This window comes from Mycobacterium sp. (assembly GCF_036488105.1).
Classification (GTDB): domain Bacteria; phylum Actinomycetota; class Actinomycetes; order Mycobacteriales; family Mycobacteriaceae; genus Mycobacterium.
Genome location: NZ_DASXHW010000050.1, coordinates 1 through 22,707, shown reverse-complemented (window position 1 = coordinate 22,707; position 22,707 = coordinate 1). Strand labels below are relative to the sequence as shown.

24 protein-coding genes and 1 pseudogene are annotated in these 22,707 nt (G+C 65.8%); 12 read left to right on the top strand and 13 right to left on the bottom strand.

Features of this window, described 5'->3' with window-relative positions; all coding sequences use genetic code 11:
• Window positions 1-5 precede the first annotated feature (5 nt).
• The 3 genes from VGH54_RS02585 to VGH54_RS02575 are packed head-to-tail and all read left to right on the top strand — an operon-like array spanning window position 6 to window position 3,099.
• Complete coding sequence (locus VGH54_RS02585; RefSeq protein WP_331510372.1) at window positions 6-848, top strand: enoyl-CoA hydratase; 843 nt, start codon at window positions 6-8, stop codon at window positions 846-848.
• A 55-nt stretch (window positions 849-903) separates the two neighbouring features.
• Window positions 904-1,929, top strand: coding sequence for an acyl-CoA dehydrogenase family protein (locus tag VGH54_RS02580; RefSeq protein ID WP_331510371.1), 1,026 nt, complete (start codon window positions 904-906; stop codon window positions 1,927-1,929).
• Between the two features lie 3 nt (window positions 1,930-1,932).
• Window positions 1,933-3,099: an acyl-CoA dehydrogenase family protein gene (locus VGH54_RS02575; protein ID WP_331510370.1), complete on the top strand. Its 1,167-nt coding sequence runs from the start codon at window positions 1,933-1,935 to the stop codon at window positions 3,097-3,099.
• Between the two features lie 6 nt (window positions 3,100-3,105).
• On the opposite strand, the gene VGH54_RS02570 is transcribed toward VGH54_RS02575, so the two are convergent.
• A complete protein-coding gene (locus VGH54_RS02570) occupies window positions 3,106-3,900 on the bottom strand; it encodes an SDR family NAD(P)-dependent oxidoreductase (RefSeq protein WP_331510369.1) in 795 nt (264 codons plus the stop codon).
• A 10-nt stretch (window positions 3,901-3,910) separates the two neighbouring features.
• Window positions 3,911-4,675, bottom strand: a complete 765-nt coding sequence (locus VGH54_RS02565; RefSeq protein WP_331510368.1) for an SDR family NAD(P)-dependent oxidoreductase — start codon at window positions 4,673-4,675, stop codon at window positions 3,911-3,913.
• Window positions 4,676-4,815: 140 nt separating this feature from the next.
• Here VGH54_RS02565 and VGH54_RS02560 point away from each other — a divergent pair, with 140 nt between their 5' ends.
• The 3 genes from VGH54_RS02560 to VGH54_RS02550 are packed head-to-tail and all read left to right on the top strand — an operon-like array spanning window position 4,816 to window position 8,832.
• Entirely contained in the window at window positions 4,816-6,474 is a 1,659-nt protein-coding gene (locus VGH54_RS02560; protein ID WP_331510367.1) for a thiolase C-terminal domain-containing protein, read from the top strand.
• A 7-nt stretch (window positions 6,475-6,481) separates the two neighbouring features.
• Complete coding sequence (locus VGH54_RS02555) at window positions 6,482-7,681, top strand: acyl-CoA dehydrogenase family protein (protein ID WP_331510366.1); 1,200 nt, start codon at window positions 6,482-6,484, stop codon at window positions 7,679-7,681.
• A 17-nt stretch (window positions 7,682-7,698) separates the two neighbouring features.
• The gene (locus VGH54_RS02550) at window positions 7,699-8,832 is read left to right on the top strand and encodes an acyl-CoA dehydrogenase family protein (RefSeq protein WP_331510365.1); all 1,134 of its coding nucleotides are present in this window, start codon (window positions 7,699-7,701) and stop codon (window positions 8,830-8,832) included.
• Window positions 8,833-8,881: 49 nt separating this feature from the next.
• On the opposite strand, the gene VGH54_RS02545 is transcribed toward VGH54_RS02550, so the two are convergent.
• The 5 genes from VGH54_RS02545 to VGH54_RS02525 all read right to left on the bottom strand — a co-directional run bounded on the left by VGH54_RS02545 (window position 8,882) and on the right by VGH54_RS02525 (window position 13,449).
• Entirely contained in the window at window positions 8,882-10,381 is a 1,500-nt protein-coding gene (locus VGH54_RS02545) for an aldehyde dehydrogenase family protein (protein ID WP_331510364.1), read from the bottom strand.
• Window positions 10,382-10,559: 178 nt separating this feature from the next.
• Window positions 10,560-11,402 (bottom strand): NAD(P)-dependent oxidoreductase, encoded by an 843-nt coding sequence (locus VGH54_RS02540; RefSeq protein WP_331510363.1) that lies wholly within the window; start codon window positions 11,400-11,402, stop codon window positions 10,560-10,562.
• On the bottom strand, window positions 11,399-11,797 hold the full coding sequence (locus tag VGH54_RS02535) for a hypothetical protein (protein ID WP_331510362.1): 399 nt from the start codon (window positions 11,795-11,797) through the stop codon (window positions 11,399-11,401). Before VGH54_RS02535 ends, VGH54_RS02540 begins: the two co-directional genes overlap by 4 nt.
• Window positions 11,794-12,612 (bottom strand): mycofactocin-coupled SDR family oxidoreductase, encoded by an 819-nt coding sequence (locus VGH54_RS02530; RefSeq protein WP_331510361.1) that lies wholly within the window; start codon window positions 12,610-12,612, stop codon window positions 11,794-11,796. The genes VGH54_RS02535 and VGH54_RS02530 overlap by 4 nt, the downstream gene beginning before the upstream one ends.
• 3 nt (window positions 12,613-12,615) lie before the next feature.
• Entirely contained in the window at window positions 12,616-13,449 is an 834-nt protein-coding gene (locus VGH54_RS02525) for a mycofactocin-coupled SDR family oxidoreductase (RefSeq protein ID WP_331510360.1), read from the bottom strand.
• 152 nt (window positions 13,450-13,601) lie between these two features.
• On the opposite strand from VGH54_RS02525, the gene VGH54_RS02520 reads away from it, so the two are divergent.
• Window positions 13,602-14,291 (top strand): helix-turn-helix domain-containing protein, encoded by a 690-nt coding sequence (locus VGH54_RS02520; RefSeq protein WP_331510359.1) that lies wholly within the window; start codon window positions 13,602-13,604, stop codon window positions 14,289-14,291.
• Window positions 14,292-14,559: 268 nt separating this feature from the next.
• Here VGH54_RS02520 and VGH54_RS02515 read toward each other — a convergent pair whose 3' ends face one another.
• Complete coding sequence (locus VGH54_RS02515) at window positions 14,560-14,715, bottom strand: hypothetical protein (protein ID WP_331510357.1); 156 nt, start codon at window positions 14,713-14,715, stop codon at window positions 14,560-14,562.
• 21 nt (window positions 14,716-14,736) lie between these two features.
• Complete coding sequence (locus VGH54_RS02510; RefSeq protein WP_331510356.1) at window positions 14,737-15,531, bottom strand: carboxymuconolactone decarboxylase family protein; 795 nt, start codon at window positions 15,529-15,531, stop codon at window positions 14,737-14,739.
• Window positions 15,532-15,660: 129 nt separating this feature from the next.
• On the opposite strand from VGH54_RS02510, the pseudogene VGH54_RS02505 reads away from it, so the two are divergent.
• Window positions 15,661-15,903, top strand: a pseudogene (locus VGH54_RS02505) (cytochrome P450); the annotation flags it as partial.
• 142 nt (window positions 15,904-16,045) lie between these two features.
• Here the strand turns inward: VGH54_RS02505 and VGH54_RS02500 are convergent.
• Genes VGH54_RS02500 through VGH54_RS02490 form a run of 3 tightly spaced genes read right to left on the bottom strand, consistent with a single transcriptional unit; the run spans window position 16,046 to window position 19,003 of the window.
• Window positions 16,046-16,972: an alpha/beta hydrolase gene (locus VGH54_RS02500; protein WP_331510355.1), complete on the bottom strand. Its 927-nt coding sequence runs from the start codon at window positions 16,970-16,972 to the stop codon at window positions 16,046-16,048.
• Window positions 16,972-17,808, bottom strand: coding sequence for an SDR family oxidoreductase (locus tag VGH54_RS02495; RefSeq protein ID WP_331510354.1), 837 nt, complete (start codon window positions 17,806-17,808; stop codon window positions 16,972-16,974). Before VGH54_RS02495 ends, VGH54_RS02500 begins: the two co-directional genes overlap by 1 nt.
• Before the next feature lies 1 nt (window position 17,809).
• Window positions 17,810-19,003 carry an acetyl-CoA C-acyltransferase gene (locus tag VGH54_RS02490; protein ID WP_331510386.1) on the bottom strand — a complete coding sequence of 398 codons (1,194 nt, stop codon included), beginning with the start codon at window positions 19,001-19,003 and terminating at the stop codon, window positions 17,810-17,812.
• Window positions 19,004-19,105: 102 nt separating this feature from the next.
• Between VGH54_RS02490 and VGH54_RS02485 the strand changes: the two genes are divergently transcribed.
• The 4 genes from VGH54_RS02485 (at window position 19,106) to VGH54_RS02470 (ending at window position 22,182) form a co-directional block, all read left to right on the top strand.
• Window positions 19,106-19,306, top strand: a complete 201-nt coding sequence (locus VGH54_RS02485) for a ferredoxin (RefSeq protein WP_331510353.1) — start codon at window positions 19,106-19,108, stop codon at window positions 19,304-19,306.
• Window positions 19,307-19,376: 70 nt separating this feature from the next.
• On the top strand, window positions 19,377-20,504 hold the full coding sequence (locus VGH54_RS02480; protein WP_331510352.1) for an amidohydrolase family protein: 1,128 nt from the start codon (window positions 19,377-19,379) through the stop codon (window positions 20,502-20,504).
• Between the two features lie 116 nt (window positions 20,505-20,620).
• A complete protein-coding gene (locus tag VGH54_RS02475; protein ID WP_331510351.1) occupies window positions 20,621-20,815 on the top strand; it encodes a hypothetical protein in 195 nt (64 codons plus the stop codon).
• A gap of 197 nt (window positions 20,816-21,012) precedes the next feature.
• Window positions 21,013-22,182, top strand: coding sequence for a thiolase family protein (locus VGH54_RS02470; protein WP_331510349.1), 1,170 nt, complete (start codon window positions 21,013-21,015; stop codon window positions 22,180-22,182).
• 66 nt (window positions 22,183-22,248) lie between these two features.
• Here the strand turns inward: VGH54_RS02470 and VGH54_RS02465 are convergent, their stop codons facing one another.
• Complete coding sequence (locus VGH54_RS02465; protein ID WP_331510348.1) at window positions 22,249-22,581, bottom strand: hypothetical protein; 333 nt, start codon at window positions 22,579-22,581, stop codon at window positions 22,249-22,251.
• Between the last annotated feature and the right edge of the window lie 126 nt (window positions 22,582-22,707).

Genomic DNA, 22,707 nt, shown 5'->3' with positions numbered 1-22,707 from the left:
AGGCAATGGCAGCAGAACATTTCGTCCGATACGAGACAGACGGACGGGTGGCGGTGATCACCTTGGACCGGCCGAAAGCCGCCAACGCACAGACACCGGGCATTCTCAAGGACCTCGACGATGCGTGGCGACGCGCGGACGAGGATCCCGAGGTTCGGGTGATCGTGCTGACGACAACCGGCAAGCATTTCTCCGCCGGGCACGACATGTCCGGCAGTGACCCCTCCGCCAACGGCCGCCGCCTCGGTCCCACCCGAGCTGAGGGCGGCAGCCTGGTTGCCGAGAGCTACTACGACTGGGAGACCCGCGGTTATCTGGAATACGCCAAGCGGTGGCGCGATATCCCGAAGCCGACCATCGCGGCCGTCCAGGGCAAGTGCATCGCGGCCGGACTGATGTTGTGCTGGCCTTGCGATCTCATCGTCGCCGCCGACAATGCCCAGTTTTCTGACCCGGTGGCTCTGCTGGGCATCATGGGCGTCGAATATCACGCTCACACTTGGGAACTGGGCCCTAGAAAGGCCAAGGAGATGCTATTCACCGCCGGGGCGGTGAGCGCGCAGGAGGCGCTGCAGACCGGGATGGTGAACCATGTCGTGCCACTGGACGAGCTACGTGATTTCACGATGGAGTTGGCCCAGCGCATCGCGCAAACCGACCCTTGGGCGTTGCGGATGGCCAAGCGGGCGGTCAATCACACGCTCGACACGATGGGCTTTTCCACCGCGATCGCGTCGTGTTTCGACATGCACCATCTCGGCCACACCCGCGCGCTCGCGGCCACCAGCGGGCGAACCGTCGTGATGGCGGACTTGGAGCGGATGAAAGCCGCAGGACGACCCGAATGATGACCAGCGCGCTGCCCAGCCGGCAACTGCCGCAAGAGTTTCGGAGGAGTCGGGCGTGGATCTGCAACTGAGCGAAGAACAACGGGCGGTGCGCGAAACGTTTGCGGCGCTGTTTCTCAAGGAGTCGACGCCGCAGCGGGTCCGGGCCGCCGAGTCGTCGGGTCTGGATATGTCGTTGTGGCGGCGTTACGCCGAGATCGAGGCGCTGGGGATCGGCGTGCCGTCGGATTGCGGGGGAGCTGACGGCGGCCTGCTGGAGTTGGCGGTCGTCGCCGAGGAGGCGGGTCGTCGTCTGGCGCCGATTCCGATCGCGGAGACCGCGGCCGCGGCGCGGCTGCTCGGGCGGTTGGGAGAAAAGGAGCTGTTGGGGCCCATCTTGACCGGCTCCACGATCGTGTCGCTGGCGACGCACCAGGCGCCGGTGCGCGACCAGCTTCTCGTCGACGGGGCGATCGCGGACGCGGTGCTGGCTTATGACGGGGAAACCCTCTTGTACGTAACGAAACCCGATGGGCCGTCGACGACTGCACGGCCCAACCTGGGTGGCCTGGCGCTGGCTCGATGGAACACCCACGGCGAGAGCCGTTCGGTGGCCGACGGGGACCAGGCGTGGGGAGAATTCGCGGCCGCCCTCGACGAGGTCCGCGTGCTGCGGGCCGCGGCGCTGGTCGGGCTGGCATCCCAGGCGGTCAGCATCGGGTCCGAATACACCAAGGTGCGCCAGGCGTTCGGGCAGCCGATCGGGATGTACCAGGCCGTCGCGCATCCCTTCGCCGATGCCGTCGCTGCCCTCGACGGTGCCCAACTGCTGGTACGCAAGGCGTGCTGTGCGTTGGACGCCGGCCACGCCGACGGCCCGGCGCTCGCCGTGATGGCCTTTGCCTTCGCCGCCGAAACGGCTTACCACGCGAGTCAACACAGCCTTCACGTGCACGGCGGATACGGCTTCACCGAGGAGTACGACATCCAGCTTTATTATCGGCGGGCCAAAGCGTGGGCGGTCGCGTTCGCTGATCCGCGACACGAGCTCCTCGTCCTCGCGGATAGGCGTTTTGGGCCCGTCGTCACAGAAGGGCGCTGAGCAATGGACTTCACCGAACCCGACAACTGGATTCGCATCAGACGTGAGGCCGAAGACTTCATTGCCCAGTACGTCACCCGTGAGGTGATCGAGAACGAACGCCGAACCGGCGACGGCGTCGACCGGGAGCTGACCCGCAAGCTCGGTGAGCGCGGGTGGGCCACACCCATGTGGCCGGTCGCCGAAGGCGGCGCCGGACTCGATAACTTCGAAGCCACCGTGCTGTTGAATACGCTGCGCCGGGGCGGCGTGCCGACAACGGGATTCGGCACCACGTTGCTGCCGGCCAACGCGATCAGAGCCACCGGCTCCGACGAACTCAAGGCCAGGATCCTGCCCGGCGTCGCCGCCGGTGAGACCCTCATCTGCCTCGGTTACACCGAACCGGCCGGGGGGTCAGACGTCTTCGCCTGCGCGACACGCTCACAGCAGGACGGCGACGACTGGATAGTCAACGGTCAGAAAATCTTCACGACCTTCGCCCATCTGGCCGACTACTGCTTCCTGCTCACCCGGTCGACCCCCGATTCATTGGGCACACGCGGCCTGACGATGCTGTTGGTGCCGCTCGACTCGCCGGGCATCGAGATCCAGCCGGTACATACGATCGGCCATGAGCGCACCAACGTCGTCTTCTACAACGATGTGCGGGTCGCCGACGCGAATCGGGTCGGTGAGCCGCATCAGGGCTTCGCTGTGATGAGGGCCGCGCTGGAAGCAGAGCAAAACGTCGCGCCCGGAGCGCGGACGCGATGGGTCGCCGAAGACGCCCTGGAATTCGCACGCGCGCAGCCCGGACCAGACGGCACCGCACTGGTCAACAGCCCCCTGGTCAGGGAACGTCTGGCACGAATGGCGATGGAAGCCGAGGTGGCTGACTTGCTCGGGCTGCGGGCCGCCTTCCTGGACAGCGACGGCCAAAAGCCCGGGCCGGTCTCGGCGCTGTTCGGGCCGGAAAGCTATGTTCGCGCCTCGGCTGCCGCGGTCGACATCGCGGGGGCGGCGGGACTGCTCGACTGGACCGACCCGCAGGCTCCCGTCGACGGTCTGATGGATGCCCATTACCGTAGCGCGGTCGCCACGACGATCTATGGCGGTTCCAGCGAAGTGCTGCGCAGCCTGATCGTCGAAAACCGGTTGGGGCTTCCGCGCAGTCGCCCACGACGTTAGGCCCGGTCAGAGGAAGTCGCTGCCGCCGTCGACATTGAGGTGGGCACCGGTCATATATCCGTTGCTGCGCGACGCGCAGAACGCGATGACCGCGGCGACCTCTTGGGGCAGGCCGAGTCGGCCCAGGTCCACCGACATGCCGTGGCCGTGTTCCAGTAGCCGGAAGGCCGCCACTGGGTCGTCGTTGTCGATTCCGGCGGAGGCCAGCACCGGTCGCGCCCAGTCGGTCAGAATCGGACCCGGCGCCACCGCATTCACCAGGATGCCGTCAGGTGCCAGCGAGCGGGCGAGGTTCTTCGTGACCGACAGCAGCGCGCTCTTCGCCGCCGTATAACCCACCAGTGCCGGCGACTGGTGCTGCACCGACATCGCCGTCACGTTGACGATCCGAGCCCAGTCCGCGCCGCGCAGCAGCGGCAAGGCGGCTCGCACGCAGCGGACAGCCGACATCACTCCCTGATCCAGCGCGTCTGACCACCGCGCGTCGTCGAGGTCCTCGAAGCGCCCGGCTCCGCTCGGCCCGGCGGCGTTGATGAGGACATTCAGTGTGCCCCACCGCGCGCGGACCTCATCGAAGACAGACTCCACGTCGGCAACCAAAGCCAGATCCGCCGTCAACCGCAGCACCGCAGGGCTGCCGGCGGCCTCCACGGCGCTGGCGGCTTCTTCCCCCTGGGCCTCGTCGCGGCCGATGACGCCGACCCGGCAGCCTTCGCCGGCAAGACACACCGCGGTCGCCAGACCGATGCCGCGGGTACCTCCGGCTACCACCGCCGTCGCGCCGGCTAATCCGAGATCCACGTCGGTGCGCTTACTTCGGCGCGAATCGCTGGCCGGCGTCGAGGCGCACCGTGCCGCCGTTCAGCATCTGGTTCTCGACGATCGCGACCGCCAGCGCCGCGTACTCGTCGGGACGGCCCATCCGTCGCGGGAACGCGGCGTCACGGGTGAGTGCGGCGGCCATGTCGTCGGGAATACGGGAGGTAATTCCGGTCGCGAACAGGCTGGGCGCAATCGCTGTGACCCGAATGCCCAAACCGCCCAGGTCGCGTGCCATCGTCAGTGTCATCCCGGCGATGCCCGCTTTGGCGGCGGAGTAGGCGACTTGGCCGATCTGGCCTTCAAACGCCGCGATCGACGACGTGTTGACGATGACACCGCGCTCACCGTCGTCGGGTTCGTTGCGGCTCATGTGCCAGGCCTGCACGCGGTTCAGGTTGAAGGTGCCAATGAGGTTCAGGTCGATCACCGACCGGAACGCGTCCAATGGGTGCGGCCCGGTCTTGCTCAGCGTGCGCTGCGATATCCCGCCACCGGCGGTGTTGACCGCGATGTGTACGGCCCCCAACTCCTCGACCGCCGCGTGCACCGCGTTCTCGGCGCCTTCGGGATCGGTCACGTCGCACGGATGAAACGACGCGTCCGCGCCCAGCTCCTTGGCGACAGTGGCACCCTCCGAGGCGGCAAGGTCCAGAATTGCCACCTTTGCACCCCGCTCTGCCAGCCGTTCGGCGGTCGCCCGCCCCATACCCGACGCGCCTCCCACGACGATCGCGGCGCTGTCCTGGATCTTCACGCGAACCTCTCACTTCTGTTCTTTGCCGCTGCGATGCTCCACTATTGAGAGGGTTACTGTACATCTGAGTAGAGTCATCACCTACATGTAGGTATATGTTCGTGGTCCTGCGGGAAAGTCACCGCTGTTTCGGAGGTGTAATGACTCAGGTTGCGGTGGGGCGTCCCGTGCCCCAACCGACTATCAGCAGCGAGCCGTTTTGGACCAGCGGAGCCGACGGCCGGCTGCGGATCGCCCGATGCTCTTCGTGTGGACGCCACCACCATCCGCCCCAGCCGATTTGCCCGCAGTGCCGCAGTGTCGACGTCGGGATGGCAGTGGTGTCCGGGCGGGCCACGGTCGCCGGGTTCACGCTGAACCATCAGCAGTGGCTGCCCGCTTTCCCGCCGCCCTACGTCGTTGCGGTAGTCGTCCTGGACGAGGACCCGTCAGTGCGTCTGACCACCAACATCGTTGGCTGCGACCCGGTTGAAGTCGCCGTAGGCATGCGGGTCCGCGTCATTTTCGAACCGCATGAGGAGCTGTGGATCCCGTTGTTCGAACCGGACCCAAGTGCCCCGGAGCCGGGACCGGTCCCGGCTCCACGCGACATTGCCCGGGCGGTACGCCCCATGGTCTCGGCCACCAAGTTTGAGGACAAGGTCGCGCTGACCGGGGTCGGCAGCTCGACCATCGGCCGACGGCTGATGGTGGATCCGTTCTCGCTGACTGTGGCGGCGTGCCTGGGTGCCGTCGACGATGCCGGCCTGAGCCTCGACGACATCGACGGGCTTGCTACCTACCCCGGCGGTCACGTCGGGGGCATGTCAGAGGGTGGGGTCACCGCTGTGGAGGAGGCACTACGCATCCGGCCCACCTGGATCAGCGGCGGCGGCGAATTTCCGGGCCCAACTGGCAGCGTCGTTTCGGCCATGCTCGCTGTCGCAGCTGGACTGTGCCGGCACGTGCTGTGCTTCCGCACGGTGTGGGAGGCGACGCACACCGAGCTGATGCGCGCCGGCAAGCTGCGCCCCGGCGGCGGCCGGGCCTCGGGCATGTTCGAATGGCGATCGCCCTTCGGCGCTGTGTCCGCCGCCAACTGGATCGGCGTGAACGCCTCGCACTACTTCTGGCGCTACGGAGGCGACCGGGCATCGACATTGGCTCCCATTGCGCTGACCGCGCGGGCCAACGCAGCCCGCAACCCGGATGCGATCTACCGCACTCCGCTGAGCCTCGACGACTATCTCGGCGCGCGGATGATCACCTCGCCGTTCGGCCTCTACGATTGCGACGTGCCCTGCGACGGGGCAATCGCGGTCATCGTGTCCTCCATTGACACCGCCGCCGACCGGCCCAAGGCACCGGTGCTCGTTGAGGCCGTGGGCACTCAGATAGCCGAGCGGATCTCCTGGGACCAGGACACCCTCACTCATGAACCGCAGGTATTCGGACCGGCGGCACACTTGTGGACCCGCACCGACCTGCGGCCCGACGACGTCGACGTCGCCGAGCTTTATGACGGTTTCACGTTCAACGCGGTCTCCTGGTTGGAGGCACTCGGGTTCTGCGGTATCGGGGAGGCCGCCGACTTCCTCGATGGCGGAACGACAATCGCGCTCGACGGGGCGCTGCCGCTGAACACACATGGCGGCCAGCTCTCCGCAGGACGCACCCACGGCTACGGCTTCTTGGCTGAGGCCATCGCGCAATTGCGCGGAGAGGCCACCGGTCGGCAGGTGAGCAACGCGCGTGTCGCGGTCGTCACCACCGGCGGTGGCACACCCGGCGGAGCGATGCTGCTGCGGCGAGGCGGCTGAGGCGCCCATGAAGTTGGATCAAGACCCCGAGATCGAACAGTTCCGCGGCGAGGTCCGCCGCTTTATTGACACGCATCGCCCCGCGGTGCACAAGGTGCGCAAGGCCGGCGTCCGCGCCCCGGAACCCGACGACGTTCCGGGTCTTCGCACATGGACAGCGCAGCTGTTCGAGGCCGGTTACTACGGCGGCGACTGGCCCGTCGAATGGGGCGGCACCGGAGACGCCGATCCGCTGCGCACCACCGTGATCGCCGAGGAAATGGCCCACGCTGGAGTGCCCACCCCGATTGGCGCGGGTCTGCTGGCGGCGATGGCCCTGATCCATTTCGGCAGCAACCAGCAGAAGGCACGATATCTACCGAGAATCCGCGCCGGGCAGGATATTTGGTGCCAGCTTTTCAGCGAACCAAGCGCGGGCAGCGACCTTGCCAGCCTGACCACGCGTGCGCAGCGCGACGGTGAGGACTTCATCGTCGACGGGCAGAAGGTTTGGACCACCAACGGCCAGCACGCCGATTGGGGTTACCTGCTGACCCGGACCAATCCCGACGCACCCAAGCACGCGGGAATCACTACGTTCGTGCTGGATATGAGGAGCCCCGGCGTCGACGTGCGGCCGCTGCGTGAAATCACCGGGACGAGCGACTTCAACGAAGTCTTCCTCGACGGTGTACGAATACCGGCCGGCAACGTGCTGGGCGCCGTCGACGGCGGCTGGGAAGTGGCCACGACCAGTCTCGTCCACGAGCGTTCCAGCGTCGGCGCCGCAGGCATCGGGACCCTTCGCATGGTCCGCGAAGCGGGGGCGATGGCTCGCACAGTGCAGCAGTGCGGGGCGCCCGCACTGCGCAATGATGCGATCCGCCAGGAGATCGGCCGCCTGTACGCGGCGGCGCGCGCGAGCCTTTTACTCGGCCAGTACAACTTGTCCCGGGCCAGGGACGGCAGCGCCGACGCGGCGGACGCACCGCTGGCCAAGATCCTGTACAGCGAGACCAATCTCGCGCTGACCGAATTCGGTGTGGCGCTGCAGGGCATCGACGGCCTGCTGACCGAGGGCGACCCAGACGCGGTCGACGACGGCTGGTGGCAAGACGCCTTCCTGTACGCGCGGGCATTGACGATCGCGGGCGGCACCAACGAGGTGCTGCGCAATATCGTGGCCGAGCGGTCATTGGGATTGCCGCGCGAACCGCGCGGTTCCTAGAGATCCGGAGGAATCCCGTGGATTTCAGCCTTACTGACGAGCAACGGATGCTGGTGAGCAGCACCCGCCAACTACTCGCCCGCAATTCGCCCATCGACCGGGTGCGAAACCTCGTCGAGAAAGGTGAGGGCGGCTACGACCCAGGCGTGTGGGAACTTGGCAGCGAGCTCGGTTGGGCGGCCCTGACCGTGCCGGAGGAGTACGGCGGTCTTGGGCGCGACCTCGTCGACGTGGCACTGATTGCCCAAGAGCACGGCAAGACAGTGCAACCCGGGCCCTTGATCAGTAATGCCCTTGTCGCCGAGGCGATCTCGCGGTCCGATTGCGTCGAACTGCAAGCCGAAGTGCTGCCCAGGTTGGCCACCGGCGAGGCGGTGGCCACCTGGGCATTTGCCGAGCCCCGGCAACCATGGGCCGCGGAGGGGGTGCAGACGATGGCAATTGAAAAAGTCGACGGATACCGGCTCACCGGCGTTAAGAGCGCGGTGCAGGATGCGCAGACCGCCCGCTGGATCCTCGTGACGGCCCGACTCGACGGGAGCCTCGCCCAATTCCTTGTCGACAGAGACTCGTCGGGGCTGACCGTGCGCAGGCAACGAACCCTCGACATCACCCGTCACTTCGACGCGATCCGCCTCGACGACGTGCTCGTCCCGGCGTCGGCCATCGTCGCAACGGCCGGTGAGGGCGGTCAGGCAGTCGAGCGGCAACAGCGCTGCGGTGCCGTCCTGATCTGCGCCGAAAGCGTCGGGGTCGGTCAGACGGTGCTGGACATGACAGTCGAATACGCCAAGCTGCGAGTGCAATTCGGCCGCCCGATCGGCGGTTTCCAGGCGGTCAAGCACAAATGCGCGACCATGCGGATGTGGCTTCAGGCGTCCACGGCCGCCACCTACTATGCGGCGATGGCCGTCGCGGCGAACACCGATGACGCGGCCGAGGCCGCCAGCGTCGCGAAGGCCTACACCAGTGTGGCCATCGCCAACCTCACCAGCGAGGCGCTACAGGTGCACGGCGGGATCGGTTTCACGTGGGAACACGATCTGCATCTCTATCACCGGCGCGCCAAGGCCAACCAGCTGCTGTTCGGCGATCCTTTCACCCACCACGAGCGACTGGCCGCAGCAGTGGAGGCGTCCACCGCGCCGTGACCTCGTTCTTTACAAACGAGACGGGCCGCCAGCGAGGACTTCACGACGCCTAGCCACCGATGAAGACGTTTTTGGTTCGGAGGAACTCGTGGAGTCCTTCCCGGCCGCCTTCGCGGCCATACCCACTTTGGTTATAGCCGCCGAACGGTGCACCAGGAGGGAGCCCAGATGTTCCGTTGACCGAGATCGTTCCCGCTTGCAGTAGCGGTGCGATCCGGTGCACGCGAGCGATGTCACGGGTCTGTACGAAAGCGCCCAAACCGTACGGCGTTGCGTTGGCGAGATCAACGGCCTGTTCCTCAGTGTCGAAGGCGGTGACGGTCAACACCGGGCCGAACACTTCCTCTTGGGCGACTGGGCTGTTGGGATCGACGTCGACGAGCAGGGTCGGTTCGATGTAGTAGCCGCCGGCGATGTCAGGCGCAAGCTGATCCGACGGCGCAGCGTGTCCACCGGTGATCAGTCGCGCTTGGGTGCCGCCTTCTGCGCGTTGTATTGCTGTGAGGACCCGCGCGTAAGCCGCCTCGTTCACCACGGGGCCCAGGGTCGTGTCGGATGCAAACGGATCGCCTAGGCGCAGGCCCGATATCGCTTTCGCGGCTGCCGTGACCACCTGGTCGTAAACAGACTGGTGCACCAACATGCGGGTGGCCAGCACGCAGCCCTGCCCGGCCATCGTGAAACACGATCGCACAGATAGCGCAGCCGCCGCGTCGAGGTCGGCGTCGGGGAAAACGAGGTTGGCCGACTTGCCGCCGAGTTCCAGGACGACGGGTTTCACGGTATGCCTGGCGGCGTCGAGGATCTTCTTGGCAGTGGCGATTCCGCCGGTGAATGAGATTTTTCCGACGTCGGGATGCCGTACCAAGGCTTCGCCGGCCTCGGCACCTCCGGGCAACACGTGCAGCACCCCTGGTGGCACACCGGCTTCCAGGGCAAGTTCGGCGAACCGTGCCACGGTATAGGGTGCGATATCAGGTGTTTTCAACACCACGCAGTTCCCCGCCGCCAGGGCGGGGGCGACCTTCATGCCCACCGACACCATCGGCCCGTTCCAGGTCAAAATGATTCCGACGACACCGTAGGGTTCAGCGAGGGTGTAGTCGAAGCCGGCGTTGAACGCCGGAGTCAGTGGAATGGTGGCGCCCTCGATTTTGTCTGACCAGCCGGCGTAATACCCGAACCAGGCGGCGCACATGTAAGACAGCGACGTCGCGGTGCTCAGCGGATGGCCCAATTCGGCGGTCGCGCGTCTGCCCAGCTCCGGCAGATCTGCCTCCACCAACTCCTCGATACGCTGCAGGATGCGCCGGCGCTTGTCCGCAGACAGTGCCCGCCACGCCGGATATGCCCGTTTGGCTGCGGCTACAGCGGCCTCGACTTCCTCAGGACCGCACATCGCGATAGTGCCGTTGACCTGCCCGGTCGCGGGATCGGTGTGGTCGACCTGGCCCAGGGATGTGTTTTCAAGCCATGCCCCGCCGATGAGGGGCCGGGCGACGCCGAGTTGGCGCAGCTTCGCCCTCGCGTCGTCGATAGCTGTACTCATGGCTGATCCTGTCTGGCGGTGGACCAACGGGTGATCACCGGGCAGATCGCCGCTGGGTCATTGCTGTCGCGGCAAGAAGATGATGCCGGGTTGCGGTGGTGTGGCTGTTTGAGCTCGCTGCGAGCGAGGGACATGGCTTGTCTCCTTTGATCCGTCGATCGGTGTGCTGCCGTCGAGGTCACCTGCACGGCTCGTGTCCCATCGCCGCCAGCACCCGCTGGGCGGCGGTCATCAACAAGTCACCGCGGTCGGCGTCGTCGGCGAGTTCCTTGGCGAGGGCGACGTCTTTGCCGAGTAGTTCGGCGATGGTGCGCACGCGGGCCGAAGGTGGCCGAAGTCCGCCGAGTAGGCCGGCATACATCTGGACCGCGAAGCTGCGTCCGCTGGCGTGTTGCAGGATGCTCATCAGGGCGTTCGCGTCGACACCCAACACCCCCGCAAGCTCTGCGGTCTCGTGTGCGAGCCCCAGCGTTGCCGTGAACAACAGGTTGTTGCAGAGTTTGGCCAACTGGCCGGAGCCCAAGGCTCCAACGTGCACGACGGGGTCGCCGAACGCGGAAAGCACAGGCGAGACCGCAGTGTAAATGTCGTGGTCTCCGCCCACCATGACGAGCAGCCGCCGCGCGTGGGCCGCTTCGCCGCCGCCGCTGACGGGCGCGTCCAACAGGTGGGCGCGGCGTTCGCTGAAGCGGTCGCCCAGTTGCCGGCAAGTGGTCGGGTGCACGGTGCTGTGGATCAGCACCGTCGTTCCCGGGGTGATCCCGGCCAACAATCCGTTCGGGCGCAGCGCCACCTCGACCACATCGTCGTCGTTGAGCACACAGATGCCGACCACATCGGCCAATTCAGCGAGTTCGGCGGGGTTGGATGCGACGCGCGCGGTGTCGGCGAACGGCTCAAGGGCCTCGGGCCGGCGGGCCCACAGCACGGTGTCATGACCAGCATCGATGAGCGCCTGGGCCATCGGCGCCCCCTGGCTCCCGAGGCCGATGAATCCGACGATCGGCTTGGCTGCGGTCATGGGGTGGCCAACGCGGCGATCTGGGCGTTCAGGAAGGCGTCGATGTCGTCGGCACGCTTGCGCACGATGTCGGGAACTTCGCGGCGGGTGGTGAGGAAAAAAGTGTCGTCCTTGATGGCGTCGACGACGAGACGTCCCACCTCGGTGGCCTCGATGAGCGCCAGGGTGGGCGCCTTGCTCGCCACGCAGGGAAGGCGGTCGTAGCCGAAGGGCCACAACGCCGACGTCGACGCGGTGTTGATGATGTGCGCTCGGCCCTGGGCCAGCAGTCCAAGCAGGAAAGTCCGCAGACTGCGAGCGATCGACAGCACACTAGTGTCAAACGCCTTCGCCCATGCCGACAGCGGCAGATCCTCGGGCACGCTGATAGCGATGACACCGGATGGATGTGTCATCGGATGGTGACGCCGGCGTCGACTTTGAACTGCAGGCCGGTGACGTATCGGGCTTCGTCGGACACTAGGTACAGCACCGCGTTACTCACATCAATGGCCTCGATCAGCGGGACGGGGAGCGCATTGCCGAAGAGAGGACCGAGGTCCGAACGGTCTTCGAGGATTAGCTTGTGCATCGTTGGTGGCGCCATCCCGGTCCACACCCCCGTCGGGTGGACGGTGTTGACTCGGATGCTTTGAGCGGCAAGCTCGTTCGCGAGAGCGACGCTCATGCCGACGATGCCTTGCTTGGACGCTGTGTAAGGGATATGCAGCGGGCTGCCTTTGATTCCGGCCGCTGAGCTGATGTTGATCAGGCTGCCGCCGCCTTGCTCGAGCAGGTGCGGTATTGCTGCCGCGCACGTATTCCATGCCCCAATGAGGTTGACGTCGGTCACTAATCGCCACTGCTCTTCCGTCGTGGTGTCCCATGTGCCAGCGGTCAGCACGCCGGCATTGGCCACGGCGGCATCCAAACCCCCCAGCTGGGCCGCGGCTGCATTGACGGCTGATGCCAAGGCATCGGCGTTGCGAACGTCGACGACCTTGGTGATCGCCTTGCCGCCGTGCTCGGCGACCAGGTCGGCGGTTTCTTGAAGTTCGTCCTCGGTAGCCAGTTCGTATTCCAGCCCGGGCGGCGTTGCGCAGATGTCGACGAGGATGACGTCGGCGCCTTCTTCGGCCAACCGTAGGGCGTGGCTGCGGCCCATGCCGCGCGCAGCCCCGGTGATTAATACCCGCTTTCCGGCCACCCGGCCGGTTGATGCATCTTTCATGGGTTAGAGCTTGTTGCAGAAGCCGGCGTCGACTGGGAAGGTGACGCCGGTGACGTACTTGGCCTCATCGGAAGCCAGAAAGGCGATGGCTGCACTGACGTCCTCGGGTTCTATCATGTCGATGGGCATTGGATTCTGCAGATGTACACCACCCTCTGGGTAGTGCTCTAGGAATGCGGTCATGGCTGGATTGATCGCCATCATGGTTCGCACGGCGGTCGGGTGCACGGTGTTGACCCGAATGCTGTGGGGCGCCAGCGCATTTGCCAGTGTGCGCATCAGTCCGACGATTCCGTGCTTCGCCGCAGCGTATCCGAGTCCTCCGCCCTGCAGGCCGCCGAAGCCTTTTAATCCCGCGGTCGAGCTGGTGAACACGATCGACCCACCTCGTTGGCCAGCGATGAGATGCGGTATCGCCGCCGAAGCGGTGTGGTAAGAGCCGTCAAGGATTACCCCGGTCGCGGCGCGCCATTGGTCGAGTTCCTCCTCGAGGGTCAGCTCGCGGAAGGCGACCGGCGCAATGCCGGCGTTCGCGCACACGATGTCGAGCCGACCGAAGTGCGCTACGCCGGCGTCCACTGCAGCCTTGACCTGGTGGAAGTCGCGGACATCGGCCACGCTGGCGACGATCTTGGCGCCCTCACGCTCGACCAGTTCGACGGTTTCGTCGAGTTCATCGCGGGATGCCATCGGATAGTGGTTGGCCGCGATGTCGGCGCAGATGTCGATCCCGATGATGTTGGCGCCGTCCCGGGCCAGACGCACCGCGTGACTGCGGCCCTGGCCGCGGGCCACCCCGGTGATGAATGCGACGCGCCCCTCGAATCGTGCTGACATTTGCATCTCCTTATGTCGGCTACCGCCGACTCTTCGATGTCTACTCTGCGATTCAGTGAGGCGGGTGCTCGTCGATAACGATTCACCTCTCAAACCTTCGACTGAATGTTAAGTTATAGGACTTAATCCGTCTAGTATGAGATTCTGGTCAAATGTCCACGTCGGTGTCCACACCGTTAGGCGCGTCGGCCAAGCAGCGGTTGGTGCTCACCGCGGAGCGACTCTTCGCCCAGCACGGTCTCGACGGTGTTCCACTCCGGCTCATTGGCACCACGGCAGGAATGGCGAACAAGTCCGCCGTGCAGTACCACTTCGGATCGAAAGATGCACTTGTCGAAGCGATCCTGGCGAACCGACTCGAACACCTGACCCGCCGAAGACAGCTGCTGGGGGCGCGGATGTCCGCGGACGACCTGCGAAGCGTGGTGGAGGCGCATCAGCTCCCACTCATCGAACTAGCTGAAGACGAAACCTGCTACTACTTGCCCTTCCTCGAACAACTGTTGCGCTACGACTACCGAAGCAGCCCGCTATCCACCCTGCCAGCTCCCCACCGCGAATCACATCAGGCGTACATCGACCACGTCGGCGCCCTGATCGACCACGTGCCGCAGCCGCTGCGCGATGACCGCATTCATCGGGTGTCGGCGATGTGCGTGCACGCCTGCGCCGACCGCCACCGTGCGCGCGTGTTTGGGACGACCGTGTCGACTTACGCCGTCCATGTCAGCGCACTGCTGGACGGGATGGTTGCGTTTCTTACAGCGGTTCCCTCGGCCGAGACACTGACCGCGCTCCAAGGATCCACGTCCGACCGTCCGCGAATGCGGGCCCTGCCCTGAACGGATGATCATCGGTCCCGAGCGCGACATCGTGGCCGACTGTCCCAGCTGAGCGAACGGGGGAAGGATGTTCATCGCGGCAACGGTGCGAGCGGCTACGGCGATCACCGATCTCGTACTTTTACCGCTGGTGGGAGGGCAGCGATCAAGCCGGTCGCGGTGCGGACGACGCCCCCCAGTCCAGGCGAAGTGTTCGACGGAGGATCAGTCAACGAGACCAACACTTCCGGAGTCGGACTCGGGCTAGCTGCCGGCCGGCCAGACCAGGTCACCCGTAGGCGAGGAATTGCTCCGCGGCCGTGCGCATACGAAATGCAACGACGTCGTCGGCGACGCTGATAGGCAAGGCGGCGGGCACTCGAACCGCCTCAAGCACCAGCGTCTCCTTCGCCGAAGGCGTGGGCCCGATCGGAGAATGTGGCATCACGCGAGCATCGCCGCCTCGTCAGCTGTCTGTGCCGGTATTCTTCGCCGCCGCCACCAGGAGGTGATCGAGGCGTCGCGCCACGATCCAACCGAGATATACCGCGATGTGCATGACGACCTCTTGCAGCTCGTCGAACGTGAGATCGCCGCTGCGCAAGGCGGACTCGAGCTGATCGGTCATCTCCGCATCGATCCCGAGGGCGGCGCTGCAGGAGATTGCGACTAGTCGTCGGTCGCGCGGGGTGAGGTACTCATCGCGGCTCCAGATCTCGCCGTAGAGGTAGTCGAGGTCGCCCACGGCTTGAAATGAGGTGCGTGGCGGTGCAGGCGCGGCTCCGTGCACGGCCGCGTATGCCGCCTCACCTCGGGCTCGGCGGACGCCGTCGGCAACCGGATCGGCCCACGGGACGAACCTCGCGAAGGTCAGCGTCTCGCCGTCCTCCTCGGCGATTTTGGCGAAGGCAGCCATGATGTAGGTGAGCATCGACGAGCCCTTGGGCCAACCCGCCTGGGTGCCGAAGAAGAGCAGGAACTCGTCGACCTCCTCCTTCGTCACCTCGTTGCTCTTGAGGGCGGCGTAACAGTGGGTCTCCATGGGCACGGGTGCGTCGGCCATGCCGACGCACGCAAGGGTGATCCAGCGACGATCGCGAGGCGTGAGCACGCCGCGGCGCCACATCTCGGCGAAGACGAACCCGATCACTCCGCCATCAATGTAGGCGCTGACCGGGGCAGGGGCCGGCGCGCACATGATGTGCTCGTACTCCGCATGAGCGACTCGTTGACGGTCGTCGCGATCGGTCCATTCGCTCACGCCGACTCCGTCCGGGGATATGGAAGCTGTGCTTGCACGGCCGTCTGGGACGACAACCTAACGGGGTTGTGTGAGTAAGTCAAAAAGCTTACGAACCAGTCGTATAACTTAATACGAGCTGTGCGGAGTGAATCGACGCGGGGTTCTCACCTGCTGTTGTTGTGGGGGGCGGCCAACCCGGATCCGTCGCATTTCGACGATCCCAATGACTGCCGGCTAGACCGTCGCAATGGCAAGGGTCACATCACTTTTGGCAAGGGAACACACTTCTGCATCGGGGCGGCCCTCGCTCGGCTGGAGGCCCAAATCGTGCTCAGGCAGCTTCTTGAACGCACCTCGAAGATCGAGGCCGCTCATACTTGGAACGAATGACACCTAATGCGCCGCGCGCCGGGTAAGACGCTAGCGCCCGCAGCCCACCACGCGGGAGGGCGTGGACCGACCGTATCGGACTGGGTCACTTCAGACATTAACTCTCCTTACCGTCGCGGTTAGACGCGGCGATAGTTTTCGGTCAGTTGAGCTGCCGGGCCAGCCAGTCGACACTGTCGCGCGCGGCACACTTGGCGACCGCACAGTCGGCGAACATGTCGAAGCCGTGCACCGCACCGGCATATACGTGCAACTCGGTTGATACGCCGGCCCGGCACAAGCGCGCGGCATAGTCGATCGACTCGTCACGAAGGCAGTCGACAGTCCCAACGCTGATAAATGTCGGCGGCAGACCTGCGAGTTCGGCGGCCCGAGCCGGCGCCGCGTCCGCTGGCACGTCGGCAGTTCCGTAGGCAGGGCCGAGATAACTGCGCCAGCCGAATTCGTTGGACTCGCAGCTCCACACCGGCAGCCCGTCAACCTTGCTCGACGGTGTTTGGCCGCGGTCATCGAGCATCGGGTATTCCAAGTACTGAAAGGCCACCGAATGCTTTTCCCTACCACGCCACCGCAGTGCGAGAGCAGCAGCCAGCGCCCCACCGGCGCTGCGCCCACCGACCCCGACCCGGGCGGGATCGATGCGCAGCTCGTCCGCATGATCGAACAGGTAGCCCAGTCCGGCGTCGCAATCATCCAGCGGCGCAGGATAAGCCGCGTCGGGCGCCAATCGGTACTCGACGCTGACGCAGGCGCACGACAGCGAACGACACCACTCATTGAGGCGGGCGTCATCCATGTGGCGGTTGCCGATTACCATCCCGCCGCCGTGCATCCAATACAGCGCCGGGAGGTCGCCGACGGCGTTGTGCGGGCGCAGCACAGACAAACTCACCTCGACGCCTGGTTGCGTGGTGAGCTCAACGCGCTCGATGTCGGGTGCCGGGACCGGGGCGAACACCGCGTTCTGGCGCATCATCGGCACGGTGTCGGCCGAGAATACGAAGGCCGGCAGATCCGCGATTGCGCGGCGGATTTCTGGATCGAGTTCTTCTGGACGCAGCCTCGGCATCACTGTCCACCGAGCATTTGCTTTCCCGCACCGATCAGACCACCGTCGACGCGGATGTCGCATCCCGAGATGAATGCTGCTGCGTCGGACTCGAGGAAGGCCACGGTGGCCGCGATATCCTCAGGCCGGCCCGGCAGCGGCTGATCGGGTCGTTTCACCGGTGTCACCTCGACCATGATTGGCACGATGGACTGACGTTCGAGCTCCAGCCTGCCCATCGGGGTGTCGATCAGACCAGGCGAAATCGCAACAATGCGTCCGCCTTTGGCGCCCCATGGCGCGGCCAGCCGTTCGACCAGCCGCATCACGCCGCGCTTAGCCAACACGTAGGCCATCGCGCTGTCCAGGGGCTGGCCCAGCGCCTGTTCGACGGCGGCGACGAGCCCGTCAGCCAGCGGATCGTCGAGCAGCTTCTCCACAGTGGGTTGCACCTCGCTGTAGCCGGCGATCGAGCCGATCAAGATCGCCGAGCTGCCCGGCTCGACCAACGGGAACAACGCGTCGGTGATCCGGACGCTGCCCACCAGGTCCACCTCCAACACCGTGCGGGCGTCGGCCATTTCGGGGGAGACGCCCGCGGTGTGCACGAGGCACCGGAACCGCCCCAAGGCCCGCACCCGCTCGGCCACTGCGGCAGTGTCGGAGGCCGAGGTCACATCGCAGCGCAGGGTCTCCACGCTTGCCTCGAGGGGCCCCAGCGCGGCGCGGGCAGCGTCGAGCTGCTCCTCGCCGACGTCGACCAGCAGCAACTGCGCTCGATCCGCCAATGCTCGTGCGCACGCTAGACCCATCCCGCCGGCGCCACCGGTGATGACTACAACGTCAGGGACGGCCATCTCAGAGCCGCTCGATGATCGTGGCGTTGGCCATGCCGCCGCCCTCGCACATCGTCTGCAGTCCGTACCGGCCGCCGGTGGCCTCCAAATGATTCACCAGCGTTGCCAGCAACCGGGTTCCTGACGAGCCCAAAGCGTGGCCCAACGCGATGGCCCCGCCCCGCGGGTTGAGCTTGGCTGGATCGGCGCCCAGCTCGTGCGCCCACGCCAGCGGCACACACGCGAAGGCCTCATTGACTTCGTAGGCGTCGATGTCCTCCAGCGTCAGCGCACCGCGACGCAGCACCCGCTGGGTGGCCGGGATGGGTGCGGTCAGCATGTACAACGGATCGTCCCCGCTGACCGCAAACGCGTGGAACCGTGCCCGCGGCCGCAGTCCGCAGTCCGTGGCCATCCGCTCACTCATGATCAACGCCGCCGATGCGCCGTCGGTCAGAGGCGAGGAATTCCCCGGCGTGATCCTCCAGTCGATCGCCGGGAAGCGGGCGGCGGCCTCGGCCGAAAAGAAGGAGGGCTTCAGCCTGGCGAGCGCCTCGACCGTGGTTGCCGGCCGTACCGTCTCGTCGACAGCGTGCGCGGCCTGGGTGCCCTCACCGTCGGCGATGGGCATCGCGACAAGCTCGTTGGAGAACTGTCCCGCGTCCTGCGCGGCCGCCGCCCGTTGGTGCGAGAGCACCGCGTACGCGTCCAGGGCGTCGCGGTCGAGCTTCCACCGCGCTGCGACGCGTTCGGCGGCAACGCCCTGCTTGACCAGCCCGTCGGGATAGCGGGCCGCGACGCTCGGGCCGAAGGTGTCGGCGCCCGAGGAGCCGGTACCCATCGGGACGCGGCTCATCGACTCCACCCCGCACGCGATCACGATGTCGTAGGCACCGGCCAGCACGCCCTGGGCGGCGAAGTGCATCGCCTGCTGGCTGGAGCCGCATTGGCGGTCAACGGTGGTCGCGGGCACCGATTCGGGGAATCCCGCGGCCAGTACGGCGCTGCGGGCGATGTTGAAGCTCTGTTCGCCGACCTGCTCCACGCACCCGGCGATGACGTCGTCGACCCGCGCCGGATCGATGTCGTTGCGCGCGATGAGTTTGGCCAACACCTGGCGCAGCAACTCCACCGGGTGACAGCCCGCCAGCGCCCCGCCCAGCTTGCCTTTTCCGGCGGCCAGACGCACAACGTCCACGATGACTGCGTCGTTCAACTCGTCCCCCCAACGTCGGCGGTAGGTTTGCAACTGCGGGCATCATATGCGCATGACGACAGTAATGTTGTACTTGATAGCACCTGATGGTCTACTTGGAGCATGAAGGTCATTGTTGATCCGTTACTGTGCGAGGCGAATGGCCTGTGCATTCTGGCGGCCCCCGAAGTCTTCGAATTAGTCGACGACGATGATGGCGGCGTACAGATCTTGATGGAGACGCCTCCGGCTGCGCTCGAAGATGCGACGCGGGAGGCGGTAGACGCTTGTCCTAAGCAGGCGCTTCGGATCCTGGCGGGGTGAAGGGCACGTTGCATAATAAGCAACTGACGTCCTACTGTTAGGAAACTGATGTATTCAGGAGGTTTTGCAAATGCTGCCTGACGACGCAAAGATCATCTCCGTCGACGACCACGTCATCGAGCACCCCCGCGTGTGGCTAGACCGGCTGCCGGCCAAGTACGCCGACGTTGCCCCCCGCATCGTGAAGCTGCCGGATGGCAATGACACCTGGCTCTACGAGGGCAAGCAATCCGGCAACTTCGCGCTCAATGCCGTGGCGGGCAAGCATCCGCGCGACTTCGGGATGGACCCGCGCAGCTATGACGACATGCTGCCCGGCTGTCACGACATCGCCGACCGCATCAAGGACATGGACATCGAGGGCACCTGGGCCCAGCTGTGCTTCCCGAACTTCGGCGGCTTTGCCGGCAGCACGTTTTTCGCCGCCGAGGACAAGCACTTCGCGAAGCTGTGCATCAGCGCCTACAACGACTTCATCCTCGACGAGTGGTGCGCCTACGCCCCCGCGCGCCAGATCCCGTTGATGATGGTGCCGTTCTGGGACATCGACGCATCAGTGGCCGAGGTCGAGCGCACCGCCGCCAAGGGCGCAAAGTCGGTTTCGTTTATCGAGGCGCCGCACAAACTCGGCCTGCCCTCGTTTCACACCGACCACTGGGATCCGATTCTGCGCGTCTGCGAGGAAGCCGAGCTACCGCTGTCGATGCACTTCGGCTCCGGCGGCATGCCGCAGGGGCTCGCGCCAGACGGCGATATGTTCATCAGCATCGCGCTGTTCGGGCTGAACTCGATGATGGCGACCGTCGATCTGTTGATGTCCGAGGTGTTCTACAAGTTCCCCAACCTCAAAGTCGCGCTGTCCGAAGGCGGCATCGGCTGGATGCCGTATCTACTGGAACGCATCGACTACTCCTGGGGCCGGCACAAGTACTGGTGCAACATCAACGCCGACAAACTCCCGTCTGATCTGTTCCGGGAACACATCTACGGCTGCTTCATCTCCGACCAGTCCGGCATCGAGCAACGCCACCGCATTGGGGTCGACAACATCCTGTTCGAAAGCGACTATCCGCACTCGGACTCCAACTGGCCGCACACCCGCAAGCTGCTCGCCGAGCACCTCGTCGACGTACCGGACGATGAGGCCCGCAAAATCGTGGAGCTCAATGCCCGCAACCTCTTCCACTTCTGGGATTAAGGGCCGTGAGCGAACTCGCGGCGGGGAAACGCCTGCACAGCACCGCATGTCACACCGAGATCATTGTCCTCCGCGCGCCGCACTCCCACACCGAGCTGAGCTGCGCGGGGGCTCCGATGACCGCGGACGATGCTGCGCGCAGCGCCGCCCCCAAGGGCACCGCCGAACACGGTGTCGTGCTCGGCAAGCGCTACGTAGACGAGCCAACCGGCCTGGAAGTGCTGTGCACGAAAGCGGGCGCGGGCCCGCTGGCCGCCGACGGCAGGCAGCTGGTCATCAAGGCTGCCAAGGCGCTGCCCGCATCGGACTAAGGACCGCGGCGATTAACGTGCTGACGCTGCTGGAAATGGCGGCGACGGGCTTACCCGACCGCGTCGGGATCGGGCGGCGCCATTCCACCGGAAAGGTGCTGCGCCGGGAACTGCTCGCCCACCTCACCGCGGACCGTGCGCCGGCGCCATGACCACCCTCAACACCCCACCAAGCCATCACGTCGACGGAGATCACGATGCGTGAAGCCCTTATCTTGTCAGCTGCCCGCACACCGATAGGCCGAGCCCGCAAGGGTTCCCTGACATCAGTAGACGCCTACGGACTCGCCGAGGTCGCCGTCCGTGCCGCGGTCGCCCGATCACAGATCCCTGCTGAGCAGCTGGACGACCTCATCCTGGCCGAGTCGCTGCAGGGCGGCGGTGTCATCGGGCGCCACGTCGCGGTGAAGATGGGCATGACCAGTGTGCCCGCCGTCGCCGTCAACCGGCACTGCGCTTCGGGCGCAACAGCGGTCCAGCTCGCCGCCGCGACCATCATGGCCGGCATGGGAGATGCCATCGTCGCCGGCGGAACCGAGAGCGCGAGCACGATGCCGCGTCTGACGAAAGTGGTACCCGGTGCCAGCGAGCCCACCCGGTGGTCGCCGCAGAGTCACCCGGACGCCCCCGACATCCCGGCCTTCGACATGTCGGTCACGATCGGCGAGAACACCGCCCGGCTCTGTGGCGTTAGCCGCGAGCAAGCCGACGCGTGGGCCGCCCGATCCCACCAGCGCGCCGTAGACGCCATCGACAAGGGCTACTTCGAGGACGAGATCGTCGAAGTGCCAGTGGTCAGCGACGGGTCGACAAAGCTGTTCAGCACCGACGAGCACCCGCGGGCCGGCACGACGCCCGACGTGCTTGCGGCGCTGAAGGTGCTGCACCCCGAAATCCCCGGGGCCGTGGTCACCGCGGGCAACTCGGCGGGCATCAATGACGCCGCGGCCGCGCTCGTCCTGGGCAGCGCGGACTTCGCGCGAAGCCGTGGCCTGACGCCGCTGGCACGAATCCGGGGCTGGGCTTCGGTGGGGGTCGACGTGCTGCGAACCGGCGTCGCCCCGGTGACCGCGATTCCGCAGGCGTTGAAACGCTGCGGACTGAGCACCGACGATGTCGACGTCTTCGAGATCAACGAAGCGTTCGCCACCATGGCCGTTGCCTGTAGTCGTGAACTCGGCCTGGATGAGTCCAGTGTGAACGTCAACGGAAGCGGTATCAGCCTGGGCCATCCGATCGCGGCCACCGGCGCGCGCATGGTCGTGTCCATGGTCCACGAACTGGCGCGTCGCAACGCCGCCATCGGCGTAGTCGCCATGTGCGCCGGAGGCGGAATGGGTTCCGCCTTGGTGATCGAGCGACTCTGAGTTACCCGTTGCGTGTCCACCATCGCGGCTCGAGGAGCGAGCTGGCTGATCGCTCCTTGGAGCTGACTATCGGCGGAGCATTCGCTTGGCGTCAAAGCTGTTCCACGCTTGCGGACGAAGCTCAATGACGACGCGGTCCTGTCGGGCCAACGTCGCGGCGTCCAGGCCGGTCATTTTGCAGAACTGCGGGTAGAACCATTCGGCTGTAGACACGTCATCGTGCACGACTGCCCATGTCCGGGCACTGATCATCCGGCCGTGGCCGAGTGGTTTGCCTGCGCTGGACACTGCGACCGAGCTTCGGGGGTCAGCCAGTAGACAGTCGACGCGGGGACGGTCGCGGAAGGACGTCACCCAGAACGCATCGCGCTCAAACACGTAGGTGAGGAACGCCGACACCGGCCAACCGTCGCTGTTGAGCCATGCGACGGGGTGCAAGCTTGGTGTAGCGCCCGCCGATCAACCATTCGGACACATAAAGGTTTCCCTCGGCATCGGCGGCCACCGAGTGGGGCGAGATGAATC

What these genes read in the sequence shown, in the direction of transcription:
- VGH54_RS02585 (WP_331510372.1), top strand. Translation starts at nt 6, where the DNA reads ATGGCAGCAGAACATTTCGTCCGATACGAGACAGACGGACGGGTGGCG.
- VGH54_RS02575 (WP_331510370.1), top strand. Translation starts at nt 1,933, where the DNA reads ATGGACTTCACCGAACCCGACAACTGGATTCGCATCAGACGTGAGGCC.
- VGH54_RS02560 (WP_331510367.1), top strand. Translation starts at nt 4,816, where the DNA reads ATGACTCAGGTTGCGGTGGGGCGTCCCGTGCCCCAACCGACTATCAGC.
- VGH54_RS02555 (WP_331510366.1), top strand. Translation starts at nt 6,482, where the DNA reads ATGAAGTTGGATCAAGACCCCGAGATCGAACAGTTCCGCGGCGAGGTC.
- VGH54_RS02545 (WP_331510364.1), bottom strand. Translation starts at nt 10,381, where the DNA reads ATGAGTACAGCTATCGACGACGCGAGGGCGAAGCTGCGCCAACTCGGC.
- VGH54_RS02540 (WP_331510363.1), bottom strand. Translation starts at nt 11,402, where the DNA reads ATGACCGCAGCCAAGCCGATCGTCGGATTCATCGGCCTCGGGAGCCAG.
- VGH54_RS02535 (WP_331510362.1), bottom strand. Translation starts at nt 11,797, where the DNA reads ATGACACATCCATCCGGTGTCATCGCTATCAGCGTGCCCGAGGATCTG.
- VGH54_RS02530 (WP_331510361.1), bottom strand. Translation starts at nt 12,612, where the DNA reads ATGAAAGATGCATCAACCGGCCGGGTGGCCGGAAAGCGGGTATTAATC.
- VGH54_RS02525 (WP_331510360.1), bottom strand. Translation starts at nt 13,449, where the DNA reads ATGTCAGCACGATTCGAGGGGCGCGTCGCATTCATCACCGGGGTGGCC.
- VGH54_RS02520 (WP_331510359.1), top strand. Translation starts at nt 13,602, where the DNA reads ATGTCCACGTCGGTGTCCACACCGTTAGGCGCGTCGGCCAAGCAGCGG.
- VGH54_RS02515 (WP_331510357.1), bottom strand. Translation starts at nt 14,715, where the DNA reads ATGCCACATTCTCCGATCGGGCCCACGCCTTCGGCGAAGGAGACGCTG.
- VGH54_RS02500 (WP_331510355.1), bottom strand. Translation starts at nt 16,972, where the DNA reads ATGCCGAGGCTGCGTCCAGAAGAACTCGATCCAGAAATCCGCCGCGCA.
- VGH54_RS02495 (WP_331510354.1), bottom strand. Translation starts at nt 17,808, where the DNA reads ATGGCCGTCCCTGACGTTGTAGTCATCACCGGTGGCGCCGGCGGGATG.
- VGH54_RS02485 (WP_331510353.1), top strand. Translation starts at nt 19,106, where the DNA reads ATGAAGGTCATTGTTGATCCGTTACTGTGCGAGGCGAATGGCCTGTGC.
- VGH54_RS02480 (WP_331510352.1), top strand. Translation starts at nt 19,377, where the DNA reads ATGCTGCCTGACGACGCAAAGATCATCTCCGTCGACGACCACGTCATC.
- VGH54_RS02475 (WP_331510351.1), top strand. Translation starts at nt 20,621, where the DNA reads ATGACCGCGGACGATGCTGCGCGCAGCGCCGCCCCCAAGGGCACCGCC.
- VGH54_RS02470 (WP_331510349.1), top strand. Translation starts at nt 21,013, where the DNA reads ATGCGTGAAGCCCTTATCTTGTCAGCTGCCCGCACACCGATAGGCCGA.